At 71.0% G+C, this 18,568-nt stretch carries 19 protein-coding genes; 8 read left to right on the forward strand and 11 right to left on the reverse strand.

Translation table 11 applies throughout. The features are described 5' to 3' along the window. Positions 1–18: 18 nt before the first annotated feature. The 3 genes from ACFVWD_RS04250 to ACFVWD_RS04260 all read right to left on the reverse strand — a co-directional run bounded on the left by ACFVWD_RS04250 (position 19) and on the right by ACFVWD_RS04260 (position 3,017). On the reverse strand, positions 19–1,281 hold the full coding sequence (locus ACFVWD_RS04250) for an NAD(P)/FAD-dependent oxidoreductase (RefSeq protein ID WP_389593873.1): 1,263 nt from the start codon (positions 1,279–1,281) through the stop codon (positions 19–21). A gap of 164 nt (positions 1,282–1,445) precedes the next feature. Continuing rightward, positions 1,446–2,162 (reverse strand): response regulator transcription factor, encoded by a 717-nt coding sequence (locus ACFVWD_RS04255; RefSeq protein WP_389593874.1) that lies wholly within the window; start codon positions 2,160–2,162, stop codon positions 1,446–1,448. Positions 2,163–2,492: 330 nt separating this feature from the next. Then, positions 2,493–3,017: a MarR family winged helix-turn-helix transcriptional regulator gene (locus ACFVWD_RS04260; RefSeq protein ID WP_389593875.1), complete on the reverse strand. Its 525-nt coding sequence runs from the start codon at positions 3,015–3,017 to the stop codon at positions 2,493–2,495. 374 nt (positions 3,018–3,391) lie between these two features. Here ACFVWD_RS04260 and ACFVWD_RS04265 point away from each other — a divergent pair, with 374 nt between their 5' ends. Further along, positions 3,392–4,435 (forward strand): zinc-binding dehydrogenase, encoded by a 1,044-nt coding sequence (locus ACFVWD_RS04265; protein ID WP_389593876.1) that lies wholly within the window; start codon positions 3,392–3,394, stop codon positions 4,433–4,435. Positions 4,436–4,581: 146 nt separating this feature from the next. Here ACFVWD_RS04265 and ACFVWD_RS04270 read toward each other — a convergent pair whose 3' ends face one another. The 4 genes from ACFVWD_RS04270 to ACFVWD_RS04285 form a co-directional block, all read right to left on the reverse strand. Beyond that, a complete protein-coding gene (locus ACFVWD_RS04270; RefSeq protein WP_389593877.1) occupies positions 4,582–5,601 on the reverse strand; it encodes a hypothetical protein in 1,020 nt (339 codons plus the stop codon). Continuing rightward, the gene (locus tag ACFVWD_RS04275) at positions 5,598–6,500 is read right to left on the reverse strand and encodes a helix-turn-helix domain-containing protein (RefSeq protein WP_389593878.1); all 903 of its coding nucleotides are present in this window, start codon (positions 6,498–6,500) and stop codon (positions 5,598–5,600) included. The genes ACFVWD_RS04270 and ACFVWD_RS04275 overlap by 4 nt, the downstream gene beginning before the upstream one ends. Positions 6,501–6,561: 61 nt before the next feature. Next, positions 6,562–7,440, reverse strand: a complete 879-nt coding sequence (locus ACFVWD_RS04280) for a hypothetical protein (protein ID WP_389593879.1) — start codon at positions 7,438–7,440, stop codon at positions 6,562–6,564. 125 nt (positions 7,441–7,565) lie between these two features. Next, complete coding sequence (locus tag ACFVWD_RS04285; protein WP_389593880.1) at positions 7,566–8,519, reverse strand: LysR family transcriptional regulator; 954 nt, start codon at positions 8,517–8,519, stop codon at positions 7,566–7,568. Between the two features lie 214 nt (positions 8,520–8,733). Between ACFVWD_RS04285 and ACFVWD_RS04290 the strand changes: the two genes are divergently transcribed. Beyond that, entirely contained in the window at positions 8,734–9,936 is a 1,203-nt protein-coding gene (locus tag ACFVWD_RS04290; protein ID WP_389593881.1) for a CaiB/BaiF CoA transferase family protein, read from the forward strand. A 62-nt stretch (positions 9,937–9,998) separates the two neighbouring features. Continuing rightward, positions 9,999–11,165, forward strand: a complete 1,167-nt coding sequence (locus tag ACFVWD_RS04295; RefSeq protein ID WP_389593882.1) for an acyl-CoA dehydrogenase family protein — start codon at positions 9,999–10,001, stop codon at positions 11,163–11,165. A 27-nt stretch (positions 11,166–11,192) separates the two neighbouring features. On the opposite strand, the gene ACFVWD_RS04300 is transcribed toward ACFVWD_RS04295, so the two are convergent. From ACFVWD_RS04300 to ACFVWD_RS04310, 3 genes are all read right to left on the reverse strand, one after another. Further along, the gene (locus ACFVWD_RS04300) at positions 11,193–11,333 is read right to left on the reverse strand and encodes a hypothetical protein (protein ID WP_389593883.1); all 141 of its coding nucleotides are present in this window, start codon (positions 11,331–11,333) and stop codon (positions 11,193–11,195) included. 139 nt (positions 11,334–11,472) lie between these two features. Then, positions 11,473–11,961, reverse strand: coding sequence for a DinB family protein (locus ACFVWD_RS04305; protein WP_389593884.1), 489 nt, complete (start codon positions 11,959–11,961; stop codon positions 11,473–11,475). A 10-nt stretch (positions 11,962–11,971) separates the two neighbouring features. Next, on the reverse strand, positions 11,972–12,553 hold the full coding sequence (locus ACFVWD_RS04310) for a dienelactone hydrolase family protein (RefSeq protein ID WP_389593885.1): 582 nt from the start codon (positions 12,551–12,553) through the stop codon (positions 11,972–11,974). Between the two features lie 308 nt (positions 12,554–12,861). Between ACFVWD_RS04310 and ACFVWD_RS04315 the strand changes: the two genes are divergently transcribed. From ACFVWD_RS04315 to ACFVWD_RS04325, 3 genes are all read left to right on the forward strand, one after another. After that, positions 12,862–13,944 (forward strand): beta-ketoacyl-ACP synthase III, encoded by a 1,083-nt coding sequence (locus ACFVWD_RS04315; protein ID WP_389593886.1) that lies wholly within the window; start codon positions 12,862–12,864, stop codon positions 13,942–13,944. Positions 13,945–14,098: 154 nt separating this feature from the next. Continuing rightward, entirely contained in the window at positions 14,099–14,452 is a 354-nt protein-coding gene (locus ACFVWD_RS04320) for an SCO4225 family membrane protein (protein WP_389593887.1), read from the forward strand. A gap of 289 nt (positions 14,453–14,741) precedes the next feature. After that, entirely contained in the window at positions 14,742–15,443 is a 702-nt protein-coding gene (locus ACFVWD_RS04325) for a hypothetical protein (RefSeq protein WP_389593888.1), read from the forward strand. Positions 15,444–15,585: 142 nt separating this feature from the next. Here ACFVWD_RS04325 and ACFVWD_RS04330 read toward each other — a convergent pair whose 3' ends face one another. Continuing rightward, complete coding sequence (locus tag ACFVWD_RS04330) at positions 15,586–16,155, reverse strand: TetR/AcrR family transcriptional regulator (RefSeq protein ID WP_389593889.1); 570 nt, start codon at positions 16,153–16,155, stop codon at positions 15,586–15,588. 158 nt (positions 16,156–16,313) lie between these two features. On the opposite strand from ACFVWD_RS04330, the gene ACFVWD_RS04335 reads away from it, so the two are divergent. Together ACFVWD_RS04335 and ACFVWD_RS04340 are read left to right on the forward strand one after the other, a co-directional pair. Then, complete coding sequence (locus ACFVWD_RS04335; protein ID WP_168501437.1) at positions 16,314–17,171, forward strand: MoxR family ATPase; 858 nt, start codon at positions 16,314–16,316, stop codon at positions 17,169–17,171. Continuing rightward, positions 17,168–18,550 carry a VWA domain-containing protein gene (locus tag ACFVWD_RS04340; RefSeq protein ID WP_389593890.1) on the forward strand — a complete coding sequence of 461 codons (1,383 nt, stop codon included), beginning with the start codon at positions 17,168–17,170 and terminating at the stop codon, positions 18,548–18,550. The genes ACFVWD_RS04335 and ACFVWD_RS04340 overlap by 4 nt, the downstream gene beginning before the upstream one ends. The last annotated feature ends 18 nt before the right edge of the window (positions 18,551–18,568 follow it).

Genomic DNA, 18,568 nt, shown 5'->3' on the forward strand with positions numbered 1-18,568 from the left:
CCGCCTGCGGGGGGGTACTCAGAACGAGGGTTCGCCGTGGACGACCTCCTTGGCATCGGCGTCCGTCGCCCATGCCCACGCCCGTATCGCCTCGTGCCAGCTGGTGCCGGTGGCAATGGCCTGCCGCCAGGGACGCATGGCCTTCGGCGGCAGCCCCACCGCGAGGGCTCCGGCCAGCCGGTCACCGGTGCGGTAGATGGCCAGGAACCGACGCTCGCTCATCTCGCCCTCCACCACGACGATCTCGTCGTGCCCGCGTAGATGGCCGAACGCCTGCACCTTCATGTCGTACTGGTCCGACCAGAAGTACGGCATCGGGGCGAAGGGCCTGCGGGCCTCGGGGTGGAGCAGGTTGTAGGCGGCGGTGCTGCCCTGCTCGGCGGCATTGGTCCGGTGCTCGATCCGCATCGACGTACCGAACAACGGGTTGTACCAACGGGCGACGTCCCCCGCCCCGTACACCCCCGTCCCGGCCGCGCAGAACTGGTCGCACACCAGGCCGTCGGCCACCTTGAGGCCGCTGTCCTCGAGCCACCCGGTGTTCGGCACACACCCGATCGTGACCAACACCTCGTCGGCGTCCACGAGTTCACCGCCCGCGAGCCGCACACCGTCCTCCGTCACCTCGGTGACGATCACACCGGTCCGCAGATCGACGCCGTGCTCCAGGTGAGCCGCCGAGAACACCCGTCCGACCTCCTCGCCCACCGCGTGCGCCAGCGGAACGGGTGCCGGTTCGAGGAGCGTGACCTCCGCGCCCATGCCGCGCGCCACGGCGGCGGCCTCCGCACCGAGGAACCCGGCACCGACGATCACGAGTCGCCGCCCGTGCCCCAGCCGTTCCCGCAGGGTGAGCGCGTCGTCCACCGTCCGCAGTACGTGCGCGCCCTCGCCGGGGAGCCTGCGCGGGCGCACCCCGGTGGCCACGATCAGACCGTCGTACGACAGTTGCGTGCCGTCGGCCAGCAGGACCGTACGGGCGGCCGCGTCGAGAGCCGTCGCGGCGACCCCCAGCCGCAGATCGAGATCGAGCCCGTCCAACTCCGCCTGAGCGCGCAGCGCCAGCCGTTCGGGCTCCCACTGCGCGCCGAGGACCTGCTTCGACAGCGGCGGCCGGTCGTACGGCGCGTGCGCCTCCTCACCGACCAGGGTGAGCGTGCCGTCGTACCCCTCCCTGCGCAGTGTCTCCACCGCCGCGAGCCCGGCGGCCGAGGCGCCGACGACCAGAATCCGCCTCGCCTGTCCATCAGCCGGAACACCACGCCATTGTGTGTCGGCCATGTCACTCCTCGGTCGTGGGGTCCGACCTCAGCCGCAGGCCGGAACAAGGTAGTCGAAGACCCGGTTGTAGACCTGGTTGAGCCCAGGCAACCGAACCGGGCTGACGCCCTCCGGCCTTTTCCCTGACTTCAAGCTGACGTGATCGAGGTCACACGATTGCGATTTCAGAGGGTGGCGCGGCCTAACCAGTAGCCGAAGCCCCGGCGGGTGTGGATGAGGGCCGATCCTTCCCGGTTCACCTTGCGTCGAAGGCGGGACACGAGCTTCTCGATCGCGTTCTCGGCACGGACCTCACCCCAGACGTGCCGGCTGATCTGGTTCTTCGAGAAGACCTGTTCGGCGTTGACCAGCAGATGCCGCAGCAGCCGGTACTCGGCGGGGGTGAGATCGAGCGCCCGCTGTCCGCGCCGCGCCTGACAGGCCGCGTCGTCGAGGACCAGGTCGCCATAGCGGGGCGAGCCGTCCCCGCGCCCCGCGCCCCTGCCGCGCAGCAGTACCTGTACCCGGGCCAGCACCTCGGCGATCCGGAAGGGCTTGGTGACGTAGTCCACCTCGCCCAGGCCGAGATCGGGGATGAGACTGCCCAGGGAGTCGCACTCGGTGAGGAACAGCACGGGCGGTCGCCCGGTGGGCGCGAGCCGGTGTCTGCGGGGGACGCCGCCCAGGTCGGTCGTCATCGCGTCGAGGACCACCAGGTCGAAGCGGTGCTCGGCGAGCTGGGCCGTCAACTCGGCGCTGTCGGCCGCGACTTCGACGTGATAGCCCGCCAGTTCCAGTGTGGTCGAAAGCAGTTCGGTGATTTCGAGGCCGTCGACCACCACGAGGACATGCTGACCCTGCCCACGCACCGGCGACCGCCGCTCACTCACGTATCCGTACATGGAAAGACCATTCGTGACATGGAAAGACCATTCGTGTAGGGCCGAACTTCACGCGGGAGCGACACCGGGCGACGAGAGGGGCGCGGTCGGAGGTCTCCGCCGGGTCCGCCGTGCGGCGGGGGCGGTACGTCGGACGCGTACGGGTGAGGGGAACGGTGCACTCACGGGGACTCCTCCGCGGGTCCCCGAAGGGACGTCCGCCACCGTGGAGTGTGCTGCGGCACTTCTGAGCGGGCTCCAGGGGCGGCACTTCCGAGTGGTCGGGCTGGGGGTGGTGCGGGTTGCCGCGGGCGGTTCGGCGGGGTGCGCGGGTTGCTGCTGAACGGTGGATCAGGCCGGGTGGGCAGCCCCGGCCGGCTCCCGGGGGGTCTCCTCGTCCTCGATGGCGTAGGACAGGAAGTCGTCCACCATCCGGTGGAACAGGCCGGCGAGCTGCTGCAGCTCCTGCGGCGACCAGTCCGCCAGAGCCATCTGCATACCCCGCGTACTCGCCTCACGGATGCGGTGGACCGCCTCCTCGCCTGCCGGGGTGATCTGAATGCGCTGCGCACGGCGGTCGTCGGGGTCCGGAACCCGGGTCACGAGACCGGCCTTCTGCAGCTGCTGCACCTGCCGGGTGATGTGGGACGCCTCCACGGCCAGCCGGGCCGCCAGCTCGCCGGGGCGCATGGGCTCGGAGTCGGCGATCTGCCGCAGCAGCGCCGTCGCGGCGCGGTCCAGCGCCACTCCGGCCAGCGCCATCAGCCGATCGTGCTGGCGGATCCCTCTGGCCAGGTAGGTGATGCGGCTCAGGGCGCGCTCGATCTCCATCATGGCGGTCGAGACGGGGACGTCTGCGGACGGCGGTGTGGGCATGGGCCCAGTCTAACATCTGATTGCCTGAGTCAAGTAACTTAGAAACCATTTGCTTGACTCAAGTACTTCACATATGCTTGCCTGACTCAAGTAAGCCAGTGGCCGACACACAGACCGGGGCCTCCTCGAGCGGAGGCGGCCTCGCCGCGCCGAACCCGTGGGGACGGGGGACGGCGCAGTCCCGGGCCCGGCGGCCGGTTCACTCCCCCGTCCGCCGCCGGGCCCGAGGGCACCGACCCGCGTCACCTCTCCCCTGTCCGCCGTCCGATGACGGCCCCTGATCCGATCGGATCGCGAACCGCGCGCCCCGGTCCCGGCTCGTCCGAGCCAGAAACAAGCAACTGTCGCAGCGTCTTCAGAAAGCGAAGCCCTCCATGGCCACCATGAAGTCCGTACAGACCGGTCCCGTCAACGCCATCGACATCGTCGAGGTCGAGCGCCCCGTACCCGGTCCCAAGGACGTCCTCATGCGCATCCGCGCCTGTGGCATCTGTGGAACCGACACCTTCTTCCTGCACATCGGCGGCGCGCCCTTCGGCCCCGACGGCTCCATGGTCTCCATCCCCCTCGGTCACGAGCCCGCGGGTGAGATCGTCGAGGTCGGCGCCGAGGTCGAGGACCTGAAGGTGGGCGACCGTGTGGTGGTCAACCCCCAGGACGCCCCTTCCGGCATCATCGGCTGCGGCGGCAAGTACGGCGCCCTCACCGAGTACCTCCTCATCGAGAACGCCGAGATCGGCAAGAGCGTCGCGGTGTTCCCCGGGACCGTTCCCTTCGATGTCGCGGCCCTCAACGAGCCCATGGCCGTGGCCCGCCACTGCGTCAACCGGTCCGGGGCCGAGCCGACCGACAAGGTCGTGATCTTCGGCGCCGGTCCGATCGGTCTCGGCGCGGCGATCTGGCTGAAGCTGCGGGGCGTCCAGCACGTCACGGTCGCCGACGTCATCCCCGCGCGCCTGGAGACCGCGCTCGCCGTCGGTGCCGACGCCGTCATCAACTCCGCCGAGGAGAACGTGACCGAGCGGCTGACCGAGCTGCACGGCCAGGCCGCGAACGCGCTCGGGCAGCCCCGTCCCGACACCGACATCTACATCGACGCGGCCGGTGTCGCCGCCGTCATCAACACCACGGTCGAGTCGGCGAAGTGGGGGGCCAAGCTGGTCATGGTGGCCGTGCAGAAGAAGTCCGACGCGATCGATCTCGGTGGGATGCTCCGCAGTGAACTGACGCTCATCGCCTCGCAGGGCTACCCCACCGAGATCTTCGAGGTCACCCCCGAACTCGTCGAGCACCACGAGCGCTTCGCCAAGCTCATCAGCCACCGTGTTCCCTTCGGTGACGCCAAGCACGCGTTCGAGCTCGCGCTGACGCCGGGTGCGGCGGAGAAGGTCGTCGTGACCTTCGACGACGAGCGGTAGTCCCGGGGAGCTTTGTCGGGTGCGGGTGCGGGTGTGAGTGTGAGTGAGGGTGCGGGTGCGGGTGCGCGGGGGCTGGTCGAGCAGTGCCCGCGCCCCTCAAAGACCGGGGACGCGGGCACTGTTCGAGGAGTCGAGACTCGGACGAACTACCTCCGGCTCCTTCCGATCGACGCGGGAGCCAGCAGCAGGTTGGGGTCGGTGGATGTGGTGTAGGCGGCGCTGAGCACGTAGAGCGTGCCTCGGCGCAGCGCGACGGAGGTCGGGTTCTGCAGGCCGTCGGCGGCGGTGAGTACGGTCGACGAGGTGCCGTCGCGGCGGATGCGTACGACCGTGCTGGGGCCGTTGAGCGCGGCCAGGATCTCGTCACCGTGGCCGGTGAAGGCGAAGTCGTCGATGCCGGCGAGATCCGTCGCCCGGATCCGGACGGGGCCGGGCCCGCCGCCCGGGACGAACGGGATGCGCAGCACGGTGCCCCGGTCGAGGTTGGTCGCCCACAGCGCGTTGTCGTGGATCTTCAGACCGTTGACGCCGAGGAAGCCGGTCGAGGCGAGTTCGGGGGCGGCGGACCAGGTGGCCGGTTCACTGTCGGTGGAACCCTTCGTGGGGACGGTGTAGATCTTCCCCAGTACGGAGTCGGCGACGTAGAGCCTGCCGCGGTGTTCATCCAGCACCAGTCCGTTGGGCAGGCCGTCCGCGGGGAGGGCCGCGATGCGCTGCGGGGTGCCGCCCGGGCGCAGCCGCCACAGGCCGGTCAGGTCGGAAGTGCCGGTGGCGTAGAGGAAGTACAGCGTTCCGTCGTGGGCGCGGGCGATGCCGGTGGTCAAGGCGAAGCCGAGGACCGGGGTGTGCACTCCGCCGTCGGCGGGGGCCGGCAGGGTGGCCAGGACGCGGGTCGCGCCCGCCGTGCTGACGGCGGCCACCTGTCGGGCGGCCGCGAAGGTGACGTCGGCCGTGCCGTCGGGCTCCAGCGCGATGTTCTCCGGCATCTGCCCCCGTGCCAGGTCGAAGTGCGCGGCGATACGGGGCTTCGCGAGCGGCCCGGTGGAGGCCCCCGCGGGGGACGCGGTGAGGGCGGTCACTGCGGCCATTCCGGCGGCCGTGACCGTGTAGGCAAGTGCGGTCAGTTTCCGTGCGGTCGGTTTCCGTGCGGTCAGTTTCTTTCTCATGCTTCTTTCGCTGTTTCCTTCGCGATGGTTTTCGGGCGCACGGCGGACGGACCGGCCGCCGCCGTGCTGTGGGTGAGGAGGGTCATGGCGGCCCGGGACGGCGAGTCGGCCTCGGTGGTCGCGACGACGACGTACTGTCCCTGTTCGGTGTGCAGCGTCTGCTGGGTGACGTCCATGGCGCCGACCAGCGGATGCCGCATCGCGTAGACCGCGACGTCACTGGTCTTGACCCGGTGGTCGGCCCACATCGCCGCGAACTCGGCGCTGTTGACGGTCAGTTCACCGACGAGCGAGGCGAGTGCCGGGTCGTCGGGGTACTGCCCGGACGCCAGGCGCAACGTCCCCACGACGGCTCTGGCCTTGGCCGGCCAGTCCGCGTACAGATCGCGTGTGTGGGCGTCGAGGAACACCAGCCGGGCCATGTTGGGACGGTCACCCGGCCGGTCCGGGCCGTCCGGGTCGAGGTGTCCGGCGTACAGCGCGTGCCCGGCACGGTTCCACGCCAGTACGTCGCTGTACCGGCCCGTGACCACCACGGGCACCTCCGGGAGCACGCCCAGGAGTTGGGCGACCGCGGGTGAGACCCGTTCCGGCGCCGGGCGGCGCGTTCGGGGCCGGCGCCGGGCTCCGGCGGACAGCTCCCGCAGGTGCCGTCGTTCGGCCTCGCTCAGCCGCAGTGCCTGGGCGATCGCGTCCAGGACGTCCGGGGAGGCCTGGGACTGCCCCTGCTCCAGCCGCGCGTAGTACGACTCGCTCACCCCGGCGAGCCGGGCCAGTTCCTCGCGCCGCAGTCCCGGCACGCGACGGCGTTCGCCGTACGTGACCACGCCGAGGTCCTCGGGCCGCAGCTGCGAGCGGCGCGCCCGCAGGAACTCACCCAGCTGTCGTTTTCCGTCCATGCGCCGAGTATTGGGCTCCCCCGCGAGGGCCAACCACACCCTGATCGGGATACCCGAGGGCTCAGCGCTCGGTGAACGTCACCTCGGCCGTGGCGTGCGCGGGGTCCCGGTAGGTGGCAACGGACAGGTCGGCGCGGTCGTCGCGGGGCGTCCCGCGGGCCAGCAGGTGTTCGCCGGCGAAGACGGGGCTGCGCAGCCGGTAGGACAGGGAACGGACCTGCCGGGAGGGGGCGTCGCGGCGCACCAGTTCCAGCATCAGGAGGGCCAGGAGCGGGCCGTGCACGACGAGCCCGGGATAGCCCTCGACGTCCCGGGCGTACGGCGCGTCGTAGTGGATGCGGTGGGCGTTCGCGGTGAGCGCGCTGAACCGGAACAGCAGGGGCGGGTCGGGGTGCAGGGGAAGGTGCCAGTGGCCGTCCGGCCGGGGTGCCGCCGAGAGGTCGGGCGCCGCCCGGGTGTGGGGAGTCGAGGTGCGGCCGGAACGGTAGACGAGGTCCTGTTCCTCGACGAGACAGGTACGGCCGCGCTGGCGGAGTTCGTGGCGCTGGGTCACGAAGAGGAGTTCGCCGCTCCTGCCCCGCTTGGCGGTCACGGCCCCCAGGCTGCTGACGCGCTCGGCGCGCTCGCCCAGGCGCAGCGGCTCCTCGACCGTGCACCGCCCTCCGGCGACCATCCGCTGCCGGTCGGGGACCGGCGGGAGGAAGTGCCCGTGCCGGGGGTGGCCGTCGGCTCCGAGGTCCCGCTGAGCCGGCCAGCGCAGGAAGTAGAGCCAGTGCCACAGGGGCGGCAAGGGGTCCCCGGTGGTGGCGACGGGTGCGGGCTCGTCCAGGAGGGCCGACAGCGCGGCGACCGGGACGGCGGACAGGTCGTCCACGTCGGTCACCGCCTCGGGGGCCCACGACTCCACGTAGGACCGGAGCGGGCCTGGGGTGCGCTGCATTCCTCCATCATGTTCGCTGATGAACGAAGTTGGACAATAGAAGGTTCTGATGCCTCTATAGCCCGGCGGTATGAGAGCCCGGTCCGCCCGGTCGGCCCTGTCGACTTCCCCGGCTCGCTCGCACTTCACTCCCCCTCGGTCGCCGCGCCCTGCGCGAGCAGCTGTGCGGCGGGCCATCTGCCCTCGTGTACGGCTGTGCGGACCTGGCGGGTCAGCTCGCGGGCGACGACCTCGACTGCCGGTGGGGTACGCCCCGTCCTCGGCATCCCGAGGACGATCGAGCGCCACACGTCCGGCTCGGTCAGCGGCGCGGCGCTCAGGGTGTCCGCGGCGACGTCCTCGGCGATGCCCACGCCCGGCAGGATCGTCCATCCGTGACCTGCGAGGACGAGCCTCTTCTGTACGCGCATGGAGTTGGTCTGCACGGCCACGTCCAGCTTCGCTCCGGCCCGGGCGGCGGCCGCGTCGATCAGGCTGCGCAGCGCGTGACCTGCCGTGGGCATCACCAGCGGGTGGGCGGCTACCCGCGCGAAGGGAACGGGCCGGTCGGGGCGCAGGCCGCCGTCCGGCGGCGCGACGGCCCACAGGTGCTCGCGGACGAGGGGATGGGCGTTCAGCGACGGGGTGCCGGCCAGGTTGTAGAGCAGGCTCAGGTCCAGGTCGCCGTCGTCGAGCCACTGCTGGAGATGGCCGGAGTACGCGGTCATCAGACGCAGTTCGATGCCGGGCCGGTCGCGGGCGAGGGCGGACACCAGCGGCTCCGCCAGCAGGTCGGTCGCGCTCTCCAAGAGACCCACGGTCACGATGCCGGTGACCGCCCCCGGGGCCGGCTGGATCTCTGCGCGGGCCCGCTCCAGTTCGTTCAGGGCGCGGCGGGCGCGTTCGACCATGAGGGTGCCGGCCTCGGTGGGGCGCATGCCCTGGCGGGTGCGCTCGAACAGGGCGACGCCGAGTTCCTCCTCCAGCGTGCGGATCTGCCGGGTGACCGCGGGCTGGACCAGGTGCAGCAGTTCCGCCGCCCGCGTGACGCTGCCGACCTCGGCGACGGTCACGAGCGCCTTGAGCTGCTTCACGTCCACCGCTGCCTCCCGTGCATCCGTGTCCCCGCACGCGCATCCGCAGCTTCGGCGGCGCCCACATCCGTATCCGCATCCGTATCCGCATCCGCATCCGCATCCGCATCCGGTATGGAGCCATCAGGTCTTGCTATTTCACCGAGGCCTCCATGAGCGACCATGATGGCATCACGGCCGCGTCGCCGCGGTCTCCCGGCCAGCCTCTGGAGGTCGCCCCATGACCGAGCTCTCCGAAGCGCTTCCGCTCTCCGGTGTCACCGTCGTCAGCGTCGAGCAGGCGGTGGCGGCGCCCTACGCCACCCGTCAGCTGGCCGACCTCGGCGCCCGGGTGATCAAGGTGGAACGCCCGGGAGGCGGCGACTTCGCCCGTCGCTACGACACCACCGTGCACGGCGAGTCCAGCTACTTCGTCTGGCTCAACCGCTCCAAGGAGTCCCTGACCCTGGACCTGAAGTCGGCCCGGGGCCGGGACATTCTGGAGCGGCTCCTCGCCGGTGCCGACGTCTTCGTACAGAACCTGGCGCCTGGCGCGGCCACCCGGCTGGGACTGGACGCCCCGGCGCTGCGGGAGCGGTACCCGTCTCTGATCCCGTGCACCATCTCCGGATACGGGACCAGCGGGCCCTGGGCCGATCGCAAGGCGTACGACCTGCTCGTGCAGTGCCAGACCGGGCTGGTCTCCCTGACGGGGAACGAGCACGGGTCCGCCCGGACCGGGGTGTCGATCGCCGACATCGCGGCCGGGATGTACGCCTACTCGGGCGTCCTCACCGCCCTGTTCACACGCGCCACCACGGGAGTCGCCCGCGCGGTGGAGGTCTCGCTGTTCGAGGCGCTGGCGGAGTGGATGGGGCAGCCGGCGTACTACACGCGCCACGGCGGCACCCAGCCGCCACGGCTCGGCACCCAGCACGCCACCATCGCCCCGTACGGCGCCTACCCCGCGGCCGACGGCAAGGACGTGCTCTTCTCGATCCAGAACGAGCGCGAGTGGGCCGCGCTGTGCGAGCGGTTCCTGGGGCGCCCGGACCTCGTCGACGACCCGCGTTTCGCCACCGGCTCGGACCGCGTGTCCCACCGGGAGGAGCTGAACGCGATCGTGGCCGAGCGGTTCCGCGCGCTGGACAGTCAGGAGGCGATGAAGCTGCTGGACGCGGCGGCCATCGCCAACTCCGGTGTGAACACGGTCGAGGAGTTCCTCACCCACCCCGTACTCGAGGAGCGAGACCGCTGGCAGGACGTACGACTGCCCGGGGGCGCGGGGCCGGTGCCCGCGCTGCTGCCGCCCGTCGACCTGACCGGTGTCACTCCCCGTATGGACGCCGTTCCCGCCGTCGGCGAGCACACCGACACGATCCTGGCCGCGCTGGGACACAGCGCGGCCGACATCGACGCCCTCCGGGCCGACGGCGTCGTCTGAGTCCCCGGCCCGACGGCTTCCTCTCCTCCCCTCCCCGCCCGTCCCCCAAGGAGCGGCACAGCATGAGCACTCTCGACGTCCTGTCCGAGGACGAGCGGCTCGTCGTCGCCACCGTGCGCGAGTTCGTCGACAAGGACGTCAAGCCGGTCGTCCGGGAACTCGAGCACACCGACACCTACCCCGAAGCCCTGATCGAGCGGATGAAGAAGCTCGGGATCTTCGGACTCGCCGTCCCCGAGGAGTACGGCGGCACGCTGGTCTCCACCTCCTGCTATGTGTTCGTCACGGAGGAACTCGCCCGCGGCTGGATGAGCCTGGCGGGCGCGATGGGCGGCCACACCGTGGTGGCCAAACTGCTGCTGCACTTCGGGACCGAGGAGCAGAAGCGCCGCTGGCTGCCGCGGCTGGCCACCGGCGAGGTCCGGGCGACGATGGCTCTGACCGAACCCGGCGGCGGGTCCGACCTCCAGGCGATGCGGACTCTCGCCCGCAGGACCGCGGACGGCTATGTGGTCAACGGCTCGAAGACGTGGATCACCAACTCGCGGCGGTCCGGGCTGATCGCCCTGCTGTGCAAGACCGATCCGGACGCCACCCCCGCGCACCGGGGCATGTCCGTCCTCCTCGTCGAGCACGGCCCCGGGCTCACCGTCTCCCGCGACCTGCCGAAGCTCGGCTACAAGGGCGTCGAGAGCTGCGAGTTGTCCTTCGAGGACCACCGCGTGCCGGCCGACGCCGTCCTGGGCGGAGTCGAGGGCGAGGGGTTCGCCCAGATGATGAAGGGGCTGGAGACCGGGCGGCTCCAGGTCGCCGCCCGAGCCCTCGGCGTCGGCAGGGCGGCCCTGGAGGACTCGCTCGCGTACGCACGGGAACGGGAGTCCTTCGGCAAGCCCATCTGGCAGCACCAGTCGATCGGCAACTACCTCGCGGACATGGCCACGTCCCTCTCCGCCGCGCGCCACCTCACCCTGCACGCCGCGCGCGAGGCCGACGCCGGCCGGCGCGTGGACATGGAGGCGGGCATGGCCAAGCTGTTCGCCTCCGAGACCGCCATGCAGATCGCCCTCAACGCCGTGCGCATCCACGGGGGTTACGGCTACTCGACCGAGTTCGACGTGGAGCGCTACTTCCGGGACGCCCCGCTGATGATCGTCGGCGAGGGCACCAACGAGATCCAGCGCAACGTGATCGCGCGCCAGCTCGTCAAGCGGGGTGGGCTGGACGCGTGAGCCGGTCCCGCCCCGCTCGTCGGCCGGTCAGGGCAGGTCCCGACCCGCCGCCTCCAGCGTCGCCAGGTCACGCACCGCGAAGCGAAGGTGCTCGCACTCCTCGTCCATCACCACCTCCAGGCAGCTGCCGACCGTGCGTGTCTCCTCGGGGTAGCCGGGCGCGGGCATCCGCGTGCAGGGCCGTTCGTTCGGCTGTCCGCCGGTGGGGGCTGGTCGCGCAGTTCCCCGCGCCCCTAAAAGCCCTGGGGTCGTCCGGCGTTCCAGGGCGAGGCCGGGGCACACCCCCCACCCACCCCGGCCCGCATCTTCAGCCCGTCCGGCGTTTGAGGACGAGGCCGTTCAGGCCGATGCGGTCGGTGACGAAGACGAGGTGGCGCAGGATCTCGACGAACGACCACTCGTCGTCGACCCGTTGGTGGCGGGCCGCATCGGGCAGCCGCTCGGCGCGGGCGACCGCGTCCGACCAGAGTCGTTCGATCGTGTCCCACATCGCGCGGTGGTCGTCGGCCGTCCGCATGCCCCGCAACTGCACGCGTTCGGGGTGTCGTCGGTCCAGCTCGGCGGCCACGAACGCGGTGACGTCGACGCCGTTGACGACGAAGTTGCTGACGTGACCGGACACTTCGACGTCTACGAGCCACGAGTCGACGATCTTGACCCGGCTCAGGTCGCAGTCGACGAACGTCGTCGCGGTGAGGTCGGCGACCGCGAAGCGCGCATCGCGGAACGCGTCCGTGTGGTCGCTGTCGTACTCCCCCGCCGACCACCGGTGCGGACCGTACTGTGCCGCTGCCATGGGCGGGCCCCTACTCGATGGCGTCGAGGAGGACGAGCACGCGCCGGGTGAGCAGGGTGGCGGCGTGCTCGTCGTACGACGGCAGGCTGTTGTCGGCGAACAGGTGCTGCTTGCCGGGGTAGAGGAACAGTTCGGCGGCGTCGGGGGCCGATTCGACGAGGGAGCGGGCCGCGTCGAGGTCGCCCTCGTCGACGAAGTACTCGTCCGCCTCCATGCCGTGGATCTGGACCGGGACCTCCTGCGGCCAGTCGCCGCCGAACTCCGAGGCCGGGACACAGGAGTGGAACAGCAGCGCGCCCTTCGCGCCGGTCCGGGTCTGGGCGAGGTACTGCGTCGGCAGGACGCCCAGCGAGAAACCGGCGTACACCAGCTCGGCGGGCAGCTCGGCCGCGGCGGCCCGGCCGCGCTCGACAAGGGTGCCGAACCCGATGCCCTGGGCGTGCGCGGCGCCTTCTTCCAGGTTCTCGAAGACCCGCCCTTCGTACAGATCCGGCACGTGGACGGCGTGTCCCGCTCCCCTGAGCGACTCGGCGAACGCGTGCACGCCGGGCGTCAGTCCGAGCGCGTGGTGGAACAGCAGTACTTCAGCCATGTCGGCCCCCTCCGTCGGTGCGCAGCCCAGGTGACTCCGCGGGACCGAGTATGGACGGGGGCACTGACATCGCCCGGCGGTCGCCGTGCACCCACGCCAAACACCTCCTCCGGTGGGCGGGCGTGGTGTTCGACGGGCGCCCGGACCTAGACATTCCGCATTTCGTCCATCGGATGCGCGGTACGACGGCGGAGTGCTTCTTTGCCGAAGTACACGCCCCCTGAGCGCACTTGTCCCCAGTGATCCACAACGGGTTGGGTGAGCACCATGCTGCTGACCGGCAGCTGACGCGGGGAGAGGTGGTTGTGATGTCAGCTGCTGTGGTCTGTGGGATCGGCACGTGCCTGCCGGAGCATGTCGTCAGCAATGACGACCTGGCGGCCCGGCTGGACACCTCCGACGCCTGGATCCGTTCCCGAACCGGCATCGCACGGCGCCGGACCGTGGAGCCGGGCACCAGTACCAGTGATCTCGCGGTGGCCGCGGGACGGGCCGCACTGGACTCCGCGGGGCACGGCGCCGACTTCGTCCTGCTGGCGACGACGACCCCGGACCGTCCCTGCCCGGCGACGGCGCCCGAGGTGGCGCATCGCCTGGGGCTCGGCGAGGTACCGGCGATGGACGTCTCGGCGGTCTGCTCGGGATTCGTGTACGCGGTCACGGTGGCGAGATCCCTGATGGCGTCCGGGACCTGCGCCCGCCCGCTCGTGATCGGCGCCGAGGTGTACACGTCGATCATCGACCCGCTCGACCGGGACACCGCGGTGATCTTCGGCGACGGGGCCGGGGCGGTCGTGCTGCGCGAGGGCGGGGCCACGGAGCCGGGAGCGCTGCGCGCCGTCGACCTCGGCAGCGACGGCTCGGGCTGCGAACTGATCACGGTGGCCGCGGGCGGCTCCCGCCGTCCCCGTGCCGACGGCGAACTCCCGCGCTCCCAAAGATACTTCCGGATGCAGGGTCGTACGGTGTACCGGCACGCGGTGCACCGGATGACCGCCTCCTCGCGGCTCGTGCTGGAACGGGCCGGCTGGTCGCCACAGTCGGTGCGTGCCTTCGTCGGCCACCAGGCCAACCAGCGGATCCTCGACGCCGTGGGCGACCGGCTCGGCATCGACACCCCGCACCGCTTCGGGAACATCGCCGAGGTCGGCAACACCGCCGCCGCCTCCATCCCCCTCGCCCTCGCGGACACCGCCGCACGTGACCTCGTACGGCCCGGCGAGCGCAGCCTGCTCACCGCCTTCGGTGGGGGCCTGACCTGGGGTTCCATCGCCCTGTCATGGCCGGCCGCGGTGCCGGTCCACCGGCCCCTCCCGGTCCCCGCCGCGCACCGCCCGGCCACAGTCCCGGCTCCGGTGCCGGTGCCCTGTCAGAACGGACCGCAGCCGTGACACCCGTATGCCACCCGAGTGAATCAGTCGGATCGGATGAGTAGTCGTACTCATGCCCGCTCGCGGACGCAGCCGCCATCGTGATGTCAACGCCCCTCCGACACCCACGCGAAGAGGGGGACCGCGTCACCGGCTTCGTCCGACGGAGGACATCATGAACATCTCGCGCCGCACCCGTACCGCGCTCATCCGGGCCACGGACAACTGGCTCTCCCGTGTCTACCTGGCCGCCGTCACCGCCGCGACCGGCTACTTCCTCTTCGACGCCCTCTTCGTCGACCACCCCGACGCCTCGATGGCCGCCGTGGTGCCCTGGCTACTGACCGCCCCACTGAGCCTGCTGTACACCCTCCTGCCCGACGGCACCCTCTCCGGCACGAGCACCGGCCTGTTCACCGCCCTCTATCTCGCGGGGATCACCTTCGCCGCCCTCGCGAACGCCGCCTTCATGGGCCACGTCGTCCGCAGGCTCCGCCAGCCGTTCCCCGGTACCGCGCCCAGCGCCTGAGGGTCGACGCCTGGCGCACTAAGCGGCTACGGCGAAGTCAAATGCTGATCCTTCTCGGCGAACAAGCCCTCGCCCAAGCCGAACAGCGAGGGATCAGCAGTGCATTTCACCGCATCCGCCGCCACGGACCGGCCGGTGTTGCTCGCGGATCTTTGAGTACGCGTACTCATGCACTCGTGTACGGCGCCGGGAAATGTATGGCGACGAACGTTAAGTGTCTGGGAGGGGCGGGGAATTGGGATTACATCGGAGACTGGGCGCTGGAGTGCTGGTGGTGGGATGTGCGTTGATGACGACGGTGGCCACCGCATGCTCCCGACCGCCCGCCGACAGTGAGCTGCGGGCCAAGGCCCAGGGAGCCGACGCACAGCGCAAGCGCGACTCGGAGGAGGCGCATATCCGCGGACTGCTGGCGCCGTTCAGCCACGTGGACGGCCTGCACCCCGGATATACGATGTTCGAGGACGGATGCGCCAAAGCCAGCGAGGGCAACATCTTCGAGCCCGCCACGGGCCCCTTGCTGACCTGCTCGATGAGCGGGCGCGCCGTGTTCGGGGTCGAAGGTGAGGTCGCCGACGTGCTGCGGCATATCGACGCCGCGCACATCGCGCAGTGGCAGCCCAATGTCAACGGCCCCGGGAGTGCGTCCGGGGGATCGATGGACTACGCGCTGATGTACCAGCGGATGCGGGGCGTGGAACCCGACGGGCAATTGATGCCCGCTCCCTACCTGGAGTCGGTGAACGAAGATGTGACGATCACATGGGACACGGCGCCCCACGGAACCACGCCCCCTCTGCGGCAGGTGGAGGGCAAGGAAACGCCCGCCTGCCCCCCAGGAAACGTCGTGTACTCCCGGTGCGACATCACCCCCCAGCGCCCTGAAGCCGTGCCGTCCATCCGCGCCCGGTACGGAACGGTTCTCCAAGTGGACATCCGACCGACTCTCTCAGACGGAACCTACTTCAAGGTGCCCCGCCCCCGGTCCTAAGCGGATGCGGTGAAGTGCACTGCGGATCCTTCACTGTTCGGCTTGGTCGAGGGCTTGCACGCCGAGAAGGATCAGCATTTGACTTCGCCGTAACTGCTTAGTCGGTGGACAAGGGTGCCGACGAGGCGGGCATCGGGCCCGCCTACTTCACCCCGCCCGCATCCAGCAGCGCCGTCACCGTCGTCGTGGTCAGCCCTTCCAGCGTCTCGATCCCGGCACCGGCCCGGGCGCTCGCGCCGTCGAAGACCAGCATCAGCTGCCGGGCGAGAAGCTCGGGATCACGCGCACCACCCAGCTCTGCCTGCGCACGGAACACCTCTTTCATACGCCCCTTCGCACCGCCCGCGACCACCGACGCCGGGTGCCCGGGGTCCTTGAGTTCGACGAGCGCGGCGAGGAACGGGCAGCCGCGGTACTCCGGCCGCACCGAGGCCGCCTCCACCTGCTCGAAGATGCCCAGGATGCGCTCGCGCGGCGTCCCGGCATCCTCCGGATCCGGCGCGAGCTGCTTCTCGTACCGCGGAATCCGCCGTTCCAGGCTCGCCGCGAGGACGTCGTCCTTGCTCTCGAAGAGCTGGTACATCGACCGCTTCGAGACACCGGCCGACCGGCACAGCGCCTCGATGCCGACGGATACGCCCTCGCGGTAGATCAGGTCGGCCGCCGCGTCCAGCAACCGGTCCCTGGTGGACGCCTTGTCTGTAGTGGCCATAAGGGCAGGTTACCGCGCGGGACGAGATTGGGAAACCGATCGGTCTCCCCGGGCCGCGTGGGCGCAATCACACGTGACACAGCGGCTGAACAAGCGCTTGGATAGTGACGATCGGACCGTGTGTCCCACCCCGCCGTGCCGCGCTGGAGGCCCCGTTGCTGTTCACATCCGTCGACGATGTCTCGGCGCGTCTCGCCGAGACCGGCTATCTGGCCTCGCCCGCGGTCGCGACCACGGTCTTCCTGGCCGACCGTCTGGGCAAGCCGCTGCTGGTGGAGGGCCCCGCCGGGGTCGGCAAGACCGAACTCGCCAAGGCCGTCGCCCAGGTGGCCGGGGCGCGGCTGGTCCGGCTCCAGTGCTACGAGGGCGTCGACGAGTCCCGGGCGCTGTACGAGTGGAACCACGCCAAGCAGTTGCTGCGCATCAGCGCGGGCCGCGACGAGACGTGGGACGAGGCGCGCACGGACATCTTCAGCGAGGAGTTCCTGCTGGCGCGCCCCCTGTTGACCGCCATCCGCGGCGACGATCCCAAGGTGCTGCTGATCGACGAGACCGACAAGGCCGACGTCGAGGTGGAGGGGCTGTTGCTGGAGGTGCTCAGCGACTTCCAGGTCACCGTCCCCGAGCTCGGCACGATCGCCGCGACCAGCCGGCCCTTCGTGGTTCTCACCTCGAACGCGAGCCGTGAGCTGTCGGAGGCGCTGCGCCGCCGCTGCCTCTTCCTCCACATCGGCTTCCCGGAGGAGGAGTTGGAGCGTCGCATCGTACGGCTGAAGGTGCCGGGTCTGGACGCGACGTTGACGGAGTCGGTGGTGCGGGTGGTCGGCGCACTGCGCGAGATGGACCTGCGGAAGGTGCCCTCGGTCGCCGAGACGATCGACTGGGCGCGCACCCTGCTCGCGCTCGGGGCCGACACCCTCGACGAGACCGTCGTACGTGACAGCCTCGGCGTGCTCCTCAAGCACCAGGACGACATCCTCAAGGCGGCCGCCAAGCTCGACCTGGACGCCATGTGAACGCGCCGACGGGCGTCGCCGAGCGGCTGACGGGGTTGGTCGGCGCGTTGCGTGCACACGGCGTGCGGATCGGCACCGGCGAGACCGTGGATGCCGCGCAGGCGGTGGCGGCGCTCGGCCTGGCCGACCGGGAACTGCTGCGCGAGGGCCTCGCCGCCACGCTGTTGCACGGCACGGGACAGCGCCGGGTGTTCGACCCCGTCTTCGACCTGTACTTCCCGCGTCTCGTCGGGGCACCGATGTCCGAGGGTCAGGAGAGCGACGCTCCCGCCGCCGACCGGGAGGAGCTGCGCGACCGGCTCGCGGCCGCGCTCGCCGCGGGCGACCGCGAGACGCTGGAGCGGCTGGCGGTCGAGGCGGTCGACGGATTCGGGGGCTACGGCTCCTCGCCGGGGTCGGACGGCTGGTCGTCGTACCAGACGCTCGACCGGCTCCGCCCGCAGACGCTGATGGCGCGCGTCCGTGACAGCGTCCGGGCGCGCCAGGACGGCGTGGCGGGGTTCGCCGACCGGCTGCTGGAGGACGAGATCCGGCGGCGTATCGAGATGTTCCGCGCGCTGGTCGCCACGGAGGCGCGACGCCGGGTCGCCGAGCGGCGCGGCCGGGACGAGTTGGCGCGGCGGGCGGTGGCCCCGACCGCCGACCGGGTCGACTTCCTGTTCGCGGGGCGGGACCGGCTCGCCGAGCTGCGCAGGACGGTGCAGCCGCTGGCGCGCAAGCTGGCCACCCGGCTCGCCGCACGCCGCCGCCGGGCCGCGCGCGGCACCATCGACCTGCGGCGGACCCTGCGCGGTTCACTGTCCACCGGCGGGGTGCCCATGAAGCCGGTGCTGCGCAGGCGCCGCCCCGTCCGGCCCGAACTGGTGCTGCTGTGCGATGTGTCGGGCTCGGTGGCGGGCTTCTCGGACTTCACCATGCTGCTGGTGCAGGCGTTGCACGACCAGTTCAGCAAGGTGCGGGTGTTCGCCTTCGTCAACCGGATCGACGAGGTGACCGGCCTGCTCGTGCACGGCGCGGCCGATCCGGAGGGGCTGGGTGCCCGGATCCGCTCCGAGGCGACGCTGACGGGCTGGCACGGCAGCAGCGACTACGGCGTCGCGTTCGGCGAGTTCGCCGAGCGGTACGTCGACGCGGTGGGGCCGCGCACGACCGTGTTCGTCCTCGGCGACGCCCGTACGAACATGGGCGACCCGAATCTGCCGGCCGTCCGGCGGTTCTCCGAACGGGCCCGCCGTGTCTACTGGTTGAACCCCGAGCCGCTCTCCCAGTGGGGTACGGGCGACTCGGCGGCGCCCGAGTACGCCGGGCTGGTCGAGATGCACGAGTGCCGCAACGTACGGCAGCTCAGCGGGCTGATCGGCCGACTGCTGCCGGTCTGACCGCCGGGTGGCGGGACG

It is taken from the genome of Streptomyces sp. NPDC058086 (assembly GCF_042885015.1).
Taxonomy (GTDB): domain Bacteria; phylum Actinomycetota; class Actinomycetes; order Streptomycetales; family Streptomycetaceae; genus Streptomyces.